This window comes from Kocuria sp. BT304 (genome assembly GCF_003290245.1).
Lineage (GTDB): Bacteria > Actinomycetota > Actinomycetes > Actinomycetales > Micrococcaceae > Kocuria > Kocuria rhizophila_A.
The window spans coordinates 894,287-907,119 of sequence record NZ_CP030039.1; the positions used below are offsets into that span (position 1 = coordinate 894,287).

At 72.6% G+C, this 12,833-nt stretch carries 11 protein-coding genes; 9 read left to right on the forward strand and 2 right to left on the reverse strand.

The genetic code is table 11. The features are described from left to right. The first annotated feature begins 101 nt into the window (after positions 1-101). The 4 genes from galU to DNL27_RS04105 all read left to right on the forward strand — a co-directional run bounded on the left by galU (position 102) and on the right by DNL27_RS04105 (position 4,841). Positions 102-1,010: a UTP--glucose-1-phosphate uridylyltransferase GalU gene (gene galU / locus DNL27_RS04090; protein ID WP_112234760.1), complete on the forward strand. Its 909-nt coding sequence runs from the start codon at positions 102-104 to the stop codon at positions 1,008-1,010. Between the two features lie 14 nt (positions 1,011-1,024). Next, positions 1,025-1,666: a GNAT family N-acetyltransferase gene (locus DNL27_RS04095; RefSeq protein WP_239494442.1), complete on the forward strand. Its 642-nt coding sequence runs from the start codon at positions 1,025-1,027 to the stop codon at positions 1,664-1,666. A 225-nt stretch (positions 1,667-1,891) separates the two neighbouring features. Continuing rightward, positions 1,892-2,803 (forward strand): hypothetical protein, encoded by a 912-nt coding sequence (locus DNL27_RS04100; protein WP_239494443.1) that lies wholly within the window; start codon positions 1,892-1,894, stop codon positions 2,801-2,803. Between the two features lie 79 nt (positions 2,804-2,882). Beyond that, the gene (locus DNL27_RS04105; RefSeq protein ID WP_204360328.1) at positions 2,883-4,841 is read left to right on the forward strand and encodes a CYTH and CHAD domain-containing protein; all 1,959 of its coding nucleotides are present in this window, start codon (positions 2,883-2,885) and stop codon (positions 4,839-4,841) included. 188 nt (positions 4,842-5,029) lie between these two features. Here DNL27_RS04105 and DNL27_RS04110 read toward each other — a convergent pair whose 3' ends face one another. Beyond that, positions 5,030-6,826 carry an MDR family MFS transporter gene (locus DNL27_RS04110; protein ID WP_112234763.1) on the reverse strand — a complete coding sequence of 599 codons (1,797 nt, stop codon included), beginning with the start codon at positions 6,824-6,826 and terminating at the stop codon, positions 5,030-5,032. Further along, on the reverse strand, positions 6,823-7,443 hold the full coding sequence (locus DNL27_RS04115) for a TetR/AcrR family transcriptional regulator (protein ID WP_112234764.1): 621 nt from the start codon (positions 7,441-7,443) through the stop codon (positions 6,823-6,825). Before DNL27_RS04115 ends, DNL27_RS04110 begins: the two co-directional genes overlap by 4 nt. 144 nt (positions 7,444-7,587) lie before the next feature. Here DNL27_RS04115 and DNL27_RS04120 point away from each other — a divergent pair, with 144 nt between their 5' ends. The 5 genes from DNL27_RS04120 to DNL27_RS04140 are packed head-to-tail and all read left to right on the forward strand — an operon-like array spanning position 7,588 to position 12,743. Continuing rightward, on the forward strand, positions 7,588-8,604 hold the full coding sequence (locus tag DNL27_RS04120; protein WP_112234765.1) for a hypothetical protein: 1,017 nt from the start codon (positions 7,588-7,590) through the stop codon (positions 8,602-8,604). After that, positions 8,601-9,839 carry a glycosyltransferase family 2 protein gene (locus tag DNL27_RS04125; RefSeq protein WP_112234766.1) on the forward strand — a complete coding sequence of 413 codons (1,239 nt, stop codon included), beginning with the start codon at positions 8,601-8,603 and terminating at the stop codon, positions 9,837-9,839. Before DNL27_RS04120 ends, DNL27_RS04125 begins: the two co-directional genes overlap by 4 nt. Next, the gene (locus DNL27_RS04130; protein WP_112234767.1) at positions 9,832-10,782 is read left to right on the forward strand and encodes a WcbI family polysaccharide biosynthesis putative acetyltransferase; all 951 of its coding nucleotides are present in this window, start codon (positions 9,832-9,834) and stop codon (positions 10,780-10,782) included. Before DNL27_RS04125 ends, DNL27_RS04130 begins: the two co-directional genes overlap by 8 nt. Beyond that, positions 10,779-11,528, forward strand: a complete 750-nt coding sequence (locus tag DNL27_RS12240) for a DUF3253 domain-containing protein (protein WP_204360329.1) — start codon at positions 10,779-10,781, stop codon at positions 11,526-11,528. The genes DNL27_RS04130 and DNL27_RS12240 overlap by 4 nt, the downstream gene beginning before the upstream one ends. A 30-nt stretch (positions 11,529-11,558) precedes the next feature. Further along, positions 11,559-12,743 (forward strand): M20 family metallopeptidase, encoded by a 1,185-nt coding sequence (locus tag DNL27_RS04140; RefSeq protein ID WP_112234768.1) that lies wholly within the window; start codon positions 11,559-11,561, stop codon positions 12,741-12,743. The last annotated feature ends 90 nt before the right edge of the window (positions 12,744-12,833 follow it).

Below are 12,833 nucleotides of genomic sequence, written 5' to 3' on the forward strand. Positions count from 1 at the left end.
CCTGCCGTGAGTGTCCGCTCTTGGGAGTACATCAGCGGACTCACCGCACCACACGGGGGTTGGAGCGCCAGCGCCGATGTGTCGTGCTTTACCCTAAGTCCATGAGCCCACACGAGACGAAGCGCGTTCACAAGGCCGTCATTCCCGCGGCGGGGCTGGGCACCCGGTTCCTGCCCGCCACCAAGGCCATGCCCAAGGAGATGCTGCCGGTCGTGGACCGCCCGGCCATCCAGTACGTGGTGCAGGAGGCCGTGGACGCCGGTCTGGACGACGTCCTCATGATCACCGGGCGCTCCAAGCGGGCCCTGGAGGACCACTTCGACCGCGTTCCCGCGCTCGAGGCGCAGCTCAAGGAGTCCGGCAAGGACGCCCTGCTGGCCGGGGTGGAGCACGCCTCCGAGCTCGGCGAGATCCACTACCTGCGCCAGCAGGATCCCAAGGGTCTCGGCCACGCCGTGCTGCGCGCCAAGACCCACGTGGGGCAGGACCCGTTCGCGGTGCTGCTCGGGGACGACCTCATCGACGAGAAGGAGGACCTGCTCTCCCGGATGATCGAGGTCCAGGAGCGCACGGGCGGCTCCGTGGTGGCCCTCATGGAGGTGCCCCGCGAGAACATCAGCGCCTACGGCTGCGCGGACGTCACGGTGCTCGAGGGTGAGGACCACGTCCGGATCAACGGGCTCGTGGAGAAGCCCGCTCCCGAGGACGCCCCCTCGAACCTCGCCATCATCGGCCGCTACGTGCTGCACCCGGAGATCTTCGAGATCCTCGAGAACACCGCGCCCGGCCGCGGGGACGAGATCCAGTTGACGGACGCCATGCAGACCATCGCGGACCGCGGGGACAGCGCCCACGGCATGTACGGCGTGGTCTTCAAGGGCCGCCGCTTCGACACCGGGGACAAGCTGTCCTACCTCAAGGCCAACATCGAACTCGCGTGCGAGCGCGAGGACCTCGGCCCCGGTCTACGCTCCTGGATCAAGGACTACGCCCAGACCCTCGAGTCCTGAGGACCCTTCCGGACGTGGACGCGGCGCAGTGGCCCGTCACGGTGCAGTGGGCGCAGCTGATGCTGCGCCCACTGTCCATGGGTGACCGGGAGCAGTGGGACCGGGTGCGGGCGCGCAACCGGCAGTGGCTCGAGCCGTGGGAGGCAAGCAACCCCGAGGCGGGTGCCGCGGCGCCGTCGTACCGCCGCTTCGTGCGGCTGATGCGGCAGCAGGCGCGCGCGGGCCAGACCCTGCCGTGGCTGATCACGGAGCTGGACCCGGGGCAGGGCCGGCAGGAGCTCGTGGGCCAGCTGACGGTCTCGAGCATCACGTACGGGTCCTTCCGCTCCGCCACCCTGGGGTACTGGGTGGACGGCGGCCAGGCGGGCCGGGGCATCGCACCGATGGCGGTGGCCATGGCCACGGACTACTGCTTCCAGCACCTGCGGCTGCACCGGATGGAGATCAACATCCGCCCGGAGAACGCCAAGTCCCTGCGCGTGGTCGAGAAGCTGGGCTTCCGGGACGAGGGTCTGCGCAAGGACTTCCTGCACATCGCCGGGCGGTGGGCGGACCACCGCAGCTTCGCGCTCACCGCCGAGGAGGTCCCCGACGGACTGGTGCAGCGGTTCACCGGTTCCGAGACCGGCATCACCGTGCGCCGCGCGCCCCACTGAGCACCTCCGCAGGGGGTCGTCCGGGGCGTCAACCGACGGGGAACGCGAGCACCGCGGGCCATGACCGCCCACCGCGGACCCGCCGCGTGACCGGCCACGATGCGCCCGGGAGAGGGTCACGGACCGTCACAGAAGCATCGAATTACATTGATGTGAGCAACACGCCTATTCCACCGCGGGAATTCTTCGCGCCTGCCCTACCCTTAGTCGGTGGGATTGTCATGGGTGAGTAGTTCAGCGGTGCTGGTGGCCGTGATCGTGCTGGGTGTCATGTGGTGCGCACCGCACCTGGCACGGCGCACGAGCATCCCCGTGCTGGCCCAGGTGGAGGCACCGGACCTGCAGCTCGACCCCACCGTCCACACCCGCGAGCACGCGCGCCCCGCGCCCAGTAGAGTGGGCGTGAGCGCCCCATCACATCTTTGTCACGAACGGGAGACGACAGCCATGGAGTCAACGGCACACGCGCCGTCCGCCAGCACCGTCCAGCACGGGTTCCTGGCGGGGCTGCGGATCAGGTGGGACCGCACCATCGTGTTCCTCACCGGCGTGGTGCTCGTGGCCGCAGCCCTGATCACCGCGCTGGCCGCGCCGTTCACCGCCGTCACCTGGGCCGTGCCCGTGGTGCTGCTGCTGCTGGGCGCCGGGTGCGTCGCGGGGCTGCGCTACCTGGCCGTGACCGACCGGGCGGGCATCGCCGCTGGCTCCGCCGAGCAGCGCAGCGCACCCGCCCAGCACGCGATCTTCGACCACGAGGACCGCGCCCGCCAGGACCGCGCGGAGCAGCAGCTGCATGACGACGCCGCCCTGGACCTGCCCGCCGGGGACGAGCTGCCCGCGGCCGCCGAGGTACAGCAGCCCGCGCCCGAGCCCAGCTACACGGTGGCCGAGCTGCGCGCGGAGGCCCTCAAGGTGGCCCGCACCACCGCGTCCGACTCCGCCACGTGGGAGCCGGTGCCCGTGCCCAAGCCGCTCTACACCCAGGCCCCCGTGGTGCACCGCCGCGAGCCCGAGCCGCTGCCGGTGCCCGAGCGCCCCGCCGCCACGTCCACCACGCTCAAGGACGCGGTGCGCATGGGCGAGCCGGAACCCGCCGCACTGAACCTCGACGACGTCCTGAAGCGACGCCGCGCCTGACCCGTTCCGAACCCACCACTTTGCAGACAGCACGCCGCGGACCCACCAGGGCCGCGGCGTGTTCCACACAGGGAGCACCATGGTCACCCACCAGGTTGAGATCGAACGCAAGTACGACGTCGCCGGGAAGAAGAAGCCCAAGCTCAAGCTGCACAAGCTCGAGCACTTCACGGTGGGGGAGGCCGTGGAGCACGACATGAGCGCCACGTACTACGACACCGCGGAGCTGCTGCTGGCCCGCGCGAAGGTGGCCGTGCGGCGTCGTACCGGGGGCAGCGACGACGGCTGGCACGTGAAGTACGAGACCGGCTCCGTGCGCGGCGAACTGCACTTCGAACCGCTGAAGACCGCCCCCGAACGCGTGCCCGCCGCCCTGCGCAAGGTGTTGCTGGGGCTCACGCTCGGCGAGGAGCTCACCCCCGTGGCCACCGTGGGCACCCACCGCACCCTCTACCCGGTGCTCGGCGAGGACGGCCAGTACGCGGAACTGTGCCTGGACGCCGTCTCCGCGCGGGACGAGCGGGCCGGGGTCACCCGGGAGTGGACCGAGTGCGAGGTCGAGCTCAGCCGCGAGGACCTCACGGAGAAGCAGGCGAAGACCGTGTTCCGCGCGGTCGAGGCGGTGCTGTTCGCCGCGGGCGCGGAGCCCTCCAGCTCCGTGGCCAAGATTGCGCGCGCCCTCGGCCAGGACGGCGGGGACACCGTCCGCGTGGTCTCCCCGCAGAACGCGCCCGAGGCGACCGACGACGACGCCCGCACCGGTTCCGAGCTCGCGGCACCGGGCAGCGCCACGGACGCGGCGCCGTCGGGCGCGGATGCCGCTCGGCAGGACGGCTCCTCCGAGGACACTACGGACGGGAAAACCGACGGCACGGCGGGCACGAAGGACGGCAAGAAGTCGGGCACAATGCACGGCAAGAAGGGCGGGAAGAAGGGCGCGAAGGACCGCACGAAGGCGGCGGACCGCGAGGACACCGCTGCTCAGAGCGCCGGGTCCGCAGCGGACGCCGGCACGGGTGAGCGGGCGGCGTCGTCCCCGAAGGAGTCCCGGAGCACGGGAGAGCGCACCGGGGCGGACGCGCTGTCGGAGATGATCGGGCACCTCACCGCGCAGCTGCAGCGCTGGGACCTCGCGGTGCGCATCGACGCACCGGACGCAGTGCACCAGATGCGGGTGCGCTCCCGGGCGCTGCGCAGCGTGCTGCAGGCCTCCCGCGGCTTCGTGGCGGAGGACGTGGTCGCGGACATGGAGCAGCGTCTCAAGGACCTGGCGCGCGTGCTGGGGGACGCAAGGGACCAGGAGGTGGCGCTGGAGCGGCTGGACGTGCTGCTCGAGGCGCAGCCGGCGGGGGTGCTGAGCGCCACAGCCAAGGACGAGCTGCGCGAGGCGGCCCGGCACCTGGGCACGGGAACGGGGCGTGCCGTGCGTCGCGAGCTGGACAGCGCCGAGTACCTGCAGCTGGTCCGGGACCTGCGAGCCCTCGGGCGGGGCGAGGGCTTCACGGAGCGGGCCGCGCAGCTCTCCGACAAGAACTTCGCCAGGGCCGTGCTCGGCGCGGCCCTGAACCGGGTGCTCGTCACGGCCACCACCACCGCGCCGGAGGCCGGGGCCGAGGTGGCCGTGAGCCAGATGGCCCAGGACGTGGGGGAGCGGATCAGCCTGCCCGGCAAGGACCCGCAGCAGACCGCCGCGGCGTTCGACGTGCTGCACGAGACCCGCAAAGCCGCCAAGTCCGCACGCTACGTCTCCGAGGCCCTGATCGGGGTGCACGCCAAGGCCGGGAAGAAGCGCACGCGTGCCGCCGTGGTGGCCAAGGACTACCAGGACGACCTCGGGGTCATCACCGACGCCGCTGTCATGGAGGAGTGGCTGGCCCGCGCCGCCCGCTCCTTCCAGCGCACCGGCAAGGACCGCTACGCGGTGGGGGTGCTGCACGGTGTGGAGCTCATGGAGCTGCGCAACAGGATGCTGGAGGCGGCGGAGATCCTCGAGGACCTCGTGGAGGACCTGCGGGACGCCCTGCCCTCGGAGGACTGACGAGCACCGCCCCGCCCCCGGTGTGCCTCCCGGGGGCGGGGCGGTGCTGTCCCGCGGGCTTCGGGCCCGTGATGTCTGGCCCTGCGGTGGACAGGCAGTCTTCGTCCCACCGAGCGCACCCGGCCCGCGCGGAGTGGCCGGTTCCGGGGCCCGAACGGCGTGCACCGCCCGGGCCCCGCAACGCCTTGTCAGGCCCGGTGGCGCGGTGCCGGGCGGCCGCCGCGACGGCCCCTGCGGGCCGGGCGGGGCGCGCTCTGCGTGGCCGCCGCTGCCTGCGGTGACGACGACGCCTGCGAGCCCTCCGGGGCGCGCGTGGCCTCGGGCGTGGCACCGACCGTGACGGCCTCCGGCTCACGCGCGGTGTCCACGGGGAGCTCCGAGGTGCTCGCAGCCGCATCCGACTCGGTGGCCGTGGCCTCGACCGTGGAGATCTCGCCCGTGCTCAGGTCCACGCGGGTGGCCAGGGGCTTCTCCTCCACGAACAGCAGCAGCACGAACGCGAGCACCGCGAGCGGGATCATGAACAGGAAGATGGGCAGCAGGGCGTCGTTGTAGGACTGGATCACCGGGTCGCGGAACATGGCCGGCAGCCCGTGCACGCTCTGCGGGGTGAAGGAGTTGGCGTCCATTGCCCCGGCGGACTTGCCCGGGATCTTGGGCAGGTTCTCCGCCAGCAGGTCCTTCAGCCGGGAGATGAACAGCGAGCCCACCACGGCGGAGCCCACGGTGGCTCCCACCTGGCGGAAGAAGTTGCTGGAGGCGGTGGCGGTGCCCACGATCCGGTTGGGCACCGAGTTCTGCACGATGAGCACCAGGATCTGCATGCTCAGCCCGATGCCCGCGCCGAACACGGCGAGGAACACGCACATCCGCACGGTGGAGTCCGAGACTTCCAGGGTGGACAGCAGCCACAGGCCGATGCCCATGATCACCATGCCCACCAGGGGGAACAGTTTGTACCGGCCCGTGCGGGAGACGATCTGGCCCGAGACGATCGAGGTGATCAGCAGGGACGCCATCATGGGGGTCATGAGCAGACCGGCCTGGGTGGCGTCCACGCCCTTGACCATCTGGATGTAGGTGGGCATGTAGCCGATCGCGCCGAACATGGCCACGCCCACCGCGAGCCCGGACACGGTGGTCAGGGTGAAGTTGCGGTCCTTGAACAGGGACAGGGGGATCACGGGGCTGCTCGCGCGGGTCTCGGCGATCACGAAGGCGATGGCCCCGGCCAGGGTGGTGGCGCACAGCAGCAGGATCTGAGGGGAGTTCCAGTCGTACTGGGTCCCGCCCCACGTGCACACCAGGATCAGGCACGTGGTGGCACCGGCCAGCAGGACCATGCCCAAATAGTCGATGCGCTCGCGCTCCTCGCGGGGCCGCCGGGGCAGCTTGAGGAACACGGCCACCGCGATGATGGCCAGGATGCCGAGCGGGATGTTGAAGGAGAACGCCCAGCGCCAGCCGGGACCCTCCGTGATCCAGCCGCCCAGCAGCGGCCCGGCCACCGAGGACACGGCGAACACGGCGCCCATCACACCCATGTACTTGCCGCGCTCACGGGCGGGGACCACGTCCGCGATGGAGGTCTGGGCGAGGATCATCAGACCACCGCCGCCCAGGCCCTGCACCACGCGGGCGGTGATGAGCGAGCTCATGGTCCCGGCCGCCGCACCCAGGGCGGAGCCCGCGATGAACAGCACGATGGCCGCGATCAGCACGGGCTTGCGGCCGAAGAGGTCCGAGATGCGGCCGTAGACCGGCATCATCACGGTGGACGCCAGGATGAAGCCGGTGATGACCCAGCTCATGTGGTCCACACCGCCGAGGTCTCCCACGATGGTGGGCAGGGCGGTGGAGAGGATGGTCTGGCCGAGGGACGCGAGCAGCATGACGACCATGAGGCTCGCGAACAGCAGTCCGAGGTGGGGTGGTTTCTCGTCCACGGGAGGGCTGGACACAGCCCGGGTGGCGGTGGCGGTCATGAGATCTCCTTGAGAGCGGTGCGGAAGACACCGATGGCGTGGTCGAGCGCGCGCTGGACGGCGGCGTCGTCGGACACGGCAGCCAGGTGGGTGTCGGTGCGGAATGCGAACTTGATGACCGAGCCGGCCAGCAGCACGAAAGCGTGCGTGGTCTCCTCGGAACGGGGCGTGGGGCCGCGCCCGGAGTGCTCCGCGACCGTGGAGACCACGAGGGACTCCGCGGTGGTCACGTGCATCCCGATGCGGCGCTTGAGCTCGGGGTGGTGGTCCACCAGCGCGCGGCGCTCGGCCATGAGCTCGGGTGGACCCGTGGCGTCCCGCAGCACGTCCATGAACAGCCGCACGGTGCGGGCGAACTCGTCGCCGGTGCTGCGGTCCATGTAGCGCGCGTGCGCGGCCTCGGAGATCCGCGGCGGGGTGATGCCCAGCACCGCGTCCTCCTTGCTCGCGTAGTAGTTGAAGAACGTGCGCCGGGACACGCCCGCGCGTTCGGCGATCGCGTCCACGGTGGTGTCCGAGAAGCGGCCCTCGGCGGAGAGCTCAAGGGCGGCCTGGTGGATCTCGGCGAGCGTGCGGGTGCGGTTGCGTTCACGCAGGGACGGCTGGGGTGTGGTCACGGGTACACATTATGCACTCGTGCAAACTTGCACAAGTGCAGAGTTTGCCCGGTGGGTATGATTCCGCTCACCGCGCACGGCGACCTCCCTCCACGTGCCTGCGCGCCGGCGGTGCTGAGCCGGGGCGCTCGCTACAGTGGGCGTGTGACAGCACCCCTCCTGGCCTGCGTGGGCCCCGCCCAGCACGGCGTGCGGATGCACGCGGAGAACCTCGCGGCCCACACGCCGCACGCCCGGGTGCTCGCCGGGCCGCTGGAGCGCGTGCGGTCCGAGCTGCTGGGCGAGCGCTGCGCGGTGCACCTGCACTTCACCGACAGGATCTTCGGCCCCACGCCGGCCGCGGCGGCGGAGGCGGTGGCCGGCATCGCCCGCGCGCGGCCGGTGACCGTGACCCTGCACGACCTCCCGCAGCCCTCCAACGGCCACGCGTTCGAGGCCCGCCGCGCGTGCTACGCGCGGGTGGTGGAGGTCGCGTCCGCGGTGGTCGTGAGCAGCTCCTTCGAGCGCGAGCTGCTGCGCCGCCACGTCCCGGCGTCCCTCGTTCCCGACGTGCTCGTGGCGCCGCTCCCGGTGGACCCGCCCGAGCGCGGGCCCTGGGAGGCCGCACGAGGGCGCGCTGCCGTGGACGAGCGCCCCACCGTGGCCATGCTCGGCTTCCTCTACCCCGGCAAGGGCCACGACCGCGTGGTGGAGGCGCTGGCCGGGGTGCCGCTGCCGGTGGACGTGCTCGCGCTCGGGCGTGCCTCGGACGGTCACGAGGACCTCGTGGGGGAGCTGGACCGCGCCGCCCGCCGCGCCGGGCACACGTTCCGCGCCACGGGCTTCCTGGACCACGCCGCCCTGACCCGTGCCGCTCAGCAGGTCACCGTCCCGGTGCTCGCTCCCGCCCACGTCTCGGCCTCCGGTTCCGTGGGGCGGTGGATCAGCGCGGGGCGCCGCCCGCTGGTGACGCCCCACCCCTTCTTCGAGGAGCTCGCCACCAGGGCGCCGTGGGCCCTCACCCTCACCGACGATCTTCCCGGTGCGCTGCGCCGCGCCCTCGAGGACCCGGCGGGCACGTGGATCGCGCCGGACGAGTGGCGCACCACCGACCTGCCGTCCAGTGCAGTGGCCGCGGCCGTGCAGTGGGAGCAGATCTCCGGCGGCGGAGGCCGGTCATGACGGTTGAGCACGCCGCCCCGCCCCGCGTGAGCGTGGTGGTCCCCTACTTCGAGAACCAGCGCGGCCTGGACCGGTTGCTCGCCGCGCTCGCCCGCCAGCACATGCCCGCGCACGACATGGAGGTGGTCGTGGCCGACGACGGCTCCGCCACCCCGCCCGCCATCCCCGCCACCTCGTTCGCGTGCTCGGTGGTGCGGCAGGAGAACCTGGGCTTCCGGGCCGGTGCGGCGCGCAACCTGGGTGCCCGGGCGGCGTCGGGAACGGTGCTCGTGTTCCTGGACGGGGACATGATTCCCGAGCCCGGTTTTCTCACCGCGCTGCTCACGGGTCGCGATGCCGCGGACGACGGCCACGGGGCGCTCGCCGTGGGGTCCCGTCACCACGCGGAGCTGTCCGGGCTGGAGATCCAGGACGTGCTGCGCTGGGTGGCGGGGGAGGACGTCCCCGGGGCGTGGCGGCTGCAGGACCCCGCGTGGCTCGCGGACGGCTACGCACGCACCGCGAATCTGCGCGAGGCGGGCGTGGAGGACTTCCGGCTGGTCATCAGTGCGCTGCTGGCCGTGGACCGGGAACTGTTCGAGCGCTGCGGCGGCTTCGACGAGTCCCTCGTGGGCTACGGCGGCGAGGACTGGGACCTCGCCCACCGGTGCCGGCAGCTCGGGGCCAACCTGGTCCACGTGCCCGGGGCCGGGGCATGGCACGACGGCCCGGACCTGGGCGGGCGCGCGGACACCCGCGCAGTGAAGGACGCCGAGACCCTCGCGCTCGCGCAGCGGATCCCGCTGCCGAGCACGCGCGGGATCGGGGTGGTCTTCGCGCAGCCCTGGGCGGTGGTGCGCGTGCACGGCCACCGCGACGACGCCGAGGCCTACCTCACCGCATGCCACCTGCTCCGGGACACGGACGCCGGGCTGTGGTTCGTGGACCGCCAGGACGTTCCGGCCGCGCTGGCTGCGGACCCGCGCGTTCGCAAGGGAGAGCCGCCGGCCGGGCTGCTGGAGCGCGCCCTCGTGCTCGCGGACGCCCACGCTCCGCTGACGCTGGGCGAGCCCCTGCGGGTGTGGTGCGAGCGCGGCGAGAGCGACGTGCCCGGGCTGCTCACGGTGCGCTCGGTGCGCGCCGTGCACCGCGGGGAGTCGTCTCCGCGGCGCACCCCGTCCGAGCACGCCGACTGCGCGGTGCGCGCCGCACACACCGACCGACGACTCGAGGACAGGGTGGGACACCATGGCTGAGCTGGGATTCGACCCGCAGGACGAGGGCCGCCGCGCCCACTACGGGGACTTCTACGGGCTGAGCGAGCTGCCGGACCGGCCGCTGTTCGCGGTGCACGGCAACTGTCAGGCGGAGTCCCTGCGTGTGCTGCTGCACGGGGCGCTCGGCGGTGACTGGCACGGGGTGCGGATGCCCCCGGTGCACGAGCTGCTGGAGCAGGACCTGCCGCACCTGCACGCTTTGCTGCCCCGGCTGTCCCTGCTGGTCACCCAGCCGGTGGCCGCGGGATACCGCGGGCTGCCCCTGGGCACCGACGACGTCCTGCCGCTGCTGTCCCCGGACGCCCGGGTGGTGCGGGTGCCGGCGATGCGCTGGACCGCTCTGATGCCCACGCTCGCGATCGTGCGCGCTCCCGGGGTCGGGGACCCGCCCATCGCGCCGTACCACGACCTCCGGGTGCTCACCGCGGCCGCCCGTGGTGAGCGGAGCGTGGACCTCATCCCGCCGTCGGCCGAAGCCGCCCGGGCCGCCCGCGAGGAGTCCCTCCACCAGCTCCGGCTGCGTCAGGAGGCCCACCGCACGCTCGACGCCGCCTCCCTGCTGGACGCCGCCGGGCCCAACGCGGTGCACGTGATCAACCACCCGGGCAACGGGGTGCTGCGGGCCGTGGCGTCCGCGGTCCTGGACGAGGCTGGGCTGTCCGCGCCGGTCCCCGACCCGGGCCGGGTGCTGCTGGGCGGCATCCGGGCACCCATCCTGGCGAGCACCCTCGAGGCCCTCGGGCACGACCCCGCCGAGCTGGAGGGCGGGCCGCACGAGGACTGGATCATCCACGGAGAGCACGTTCCCGCGCAGGACATCGCCGCCGAGCACCTGCGCTGGTACGCGGAGCACCCGTCCGTGGTGGCCGCAGGGCTGCGGCGCCACGAGCACCTGATCCACCGGCTGGGACTGAGCGCATGAGCACGGACGAGGCACGCGGGAAGGGGTCCGCGGGGCCTGGCGAGGAGCGCGCGAACGGGCCGTCGAGGCCCGGCAAGGACCGCGCAAACGGGCCAGCGGGGCCCGGCAAGGATTGCGGAAACGGGTCCGCGGAACCCGGCAAGGACTGCTCGAACGGGTCCGCGGGGCCGGGCAAGGACTGTGCGAACGGTCTCGCGGGACAGGGCGAGGACGGGCAGGGAGGCGGCGCGGCGGCGTCGTCGTCAGGTCCGGATCGCACCCCGGACGGGCACCACATCGTGGTCAACGGCCGGAAGTGGCGGGCCACGGACACCGGGATCCCCGAGAAATTCCGGAAGGAGCTGGTCGCGGAGCTCATGAGCGCTCGGCGCGCCGTGAAGTCCAGGGACGAGCACGCGCGGGACCGCGTGCAGGACGCGAAGGTCGCGCTGGGCGAGCGCGGCGAACCGTGGTGGGAGGAGCCCTCCGAGGACGGGCTGCGTGCGCGGGAGGCGGCGACCATCCGCGCGCTGCTGCGGCACCGGGCGGGCAAGACCATCTGCCCGTCGGACGTGGCCCGCACCCTGGGCGGGGAGCAGTGGCGGGACCTCATGCCGCAGATCCGGGACGTGGCGGGCGACATGGCCGGTGTGGGTGAGATCACGGTCACCCAGAAAGGTGAGACAGTGGACCCTTGTACAGCCCGCGGTCCCATCCGGCTGGCACCGGGACCGGACCTCGCGGGGATGCCCGCGGACGGGGAGTGAGCCCGCCCGCCGAGACCGAGGAGTCCCCACGTGAGCTTCCTGGACGACGCCCGCCGGCTCCACGACGAGCTGGTGGCGCTGCGCCGCACACTGCACACCAACCCCGAACTGGGTACCGACCTGCCGTGGACGCAGCAGCAGGTCCTCGCCGCGCTGGACGGGTGCGGGTTGGAGCTCACGAAGGGCGAGTCGATCACGTCGGTGACCGCGGTGCTGCGAGGGGCGAAGCCCGGGCCCACGGTGCTGCTGCGCGGTGACATGGACGGCCTGCCCGTGGTCGAGCAGACCGGGCTGGCGTACGCCTCGACCAACGGGGCCATGCACGCATGCGGCCACGATCTGCACACCGCAGCCCTCGTGGGCGCGGCCCGACTGCTGAGCGCGCGCCGGGACGAGCTGGCCGGGAACATCGTGTTCATGTTCCAGCCGGGCGAGGAGGGCCCGGGCGGGGCCAAGCCCATGATCGAGGAGGGCGTGCTGGACATCGCCGGGGAGCGGGTGGTGGCGGCCTACGGCATCCACGTGAACCCCGGACCGCTGGGGCAGTTCAGCTACCGGCCCGGCACCGCGATGGCCGGGGCCAACAACCTCACCGTGACCTTCCACGGACGCGGCGGGCACGGCTCGCAGCCGCACACCGCGCTGGACCCCGTGACGGCCGTGTGCGAGTTCGGCACCGCGCTGCAGACCATGGTCACCCGCCGCTTCGGCGTGTTCGACCCCGTGGTGGCCACCATGACCCGGCTCTCCGCGGGCGAGGTGAACAACGTGATCCCGGAGAGCGCCTGGATCTCCGGGGACGTGCGCACCCTGTCCCCGGAGACGTCTGCACGCTTCCCGCGGCTCGTGACGGAGCTCGTGGACGGGATCGCCGCAGCCCACGGCCTCACCGCGCAGGTGGACTGGTCGCCGCTGTACCCGCCCACGGTCAACGACGCCGCCGAAGCCGCCTTAGTGAGCGACACGCTCGCCCGGGTGTTCGGCCCGGAGCGCGTGTCCCGCAACCCGGACCCTCGCATGGGCTCGGAGGACTTCTCCTTCGTGCTGCGCGAGGTCCCCGGGTGCTACTTCTTCCTGCACTGCACCCCGCCCGAGGTGGACCCCGCGGACGTCGGCTGGAACCACTCGCCCACGGTGCTCTTCGACGACTCCGTCCTGGGGGACCAGGCCGCCGCGCTCGCCGAGGTGGCGTGGGAGCGGGTGGCGCGGGGCTGATCCGCCCGCACTCGTTCCGGCCTCGTCCGTCGACGCTGCCCGGACACCGCGCGCCGGCCCGCCGCCTTCGTGGCCGGGTTGCCGCGCTGC

Bases quoted from the DNA above. Each gene is read 5' to 3' on its own strand.
- DNL27_RS04105 (WP_204360328.1), top strand. From the start codon at position 2,883: ATGGTCACCCACCAGGTTGAGATCGAACGCAAGTACGACGTCGCCGGG.
- DNL27_RS04130 (WP_112234767.1), top strand. From the start codon at position 9,832: ATGGCTGAGCTGGGATTCGACCCGCAGGACGAGGGCCGCCGCGCCCAC.
- galU (WP_112234760.1), top strand. From the start codon at position 102: ATGAGCCCACACGAGACGAAGCGCGTTCACAAGGCCGTCATTCCCGCG.
- DNL27_RS04110 (WP_112234763.1), bottom strand. From the start codon at position 6,826: ATGACCGCCACCGCCACCCGGGCTGTGTCCAGCCCTCCCGTGGACGAG.
- DNL27_RS04125 (WP_112234766.1), top strand. From the start codon at position 8,601: ATGACGGTTGAGCACGCCGCCCCGCCCCGCGTGAGCGTGGTGGTCCCC.
- DNL27_RS12240 (WP_204360329.1), top strand. From the start codon at position 10,779: ATGAGCACGGACGAGGCACGCGGGAAGGGGTCCGCGGGGCCTGGCGAG.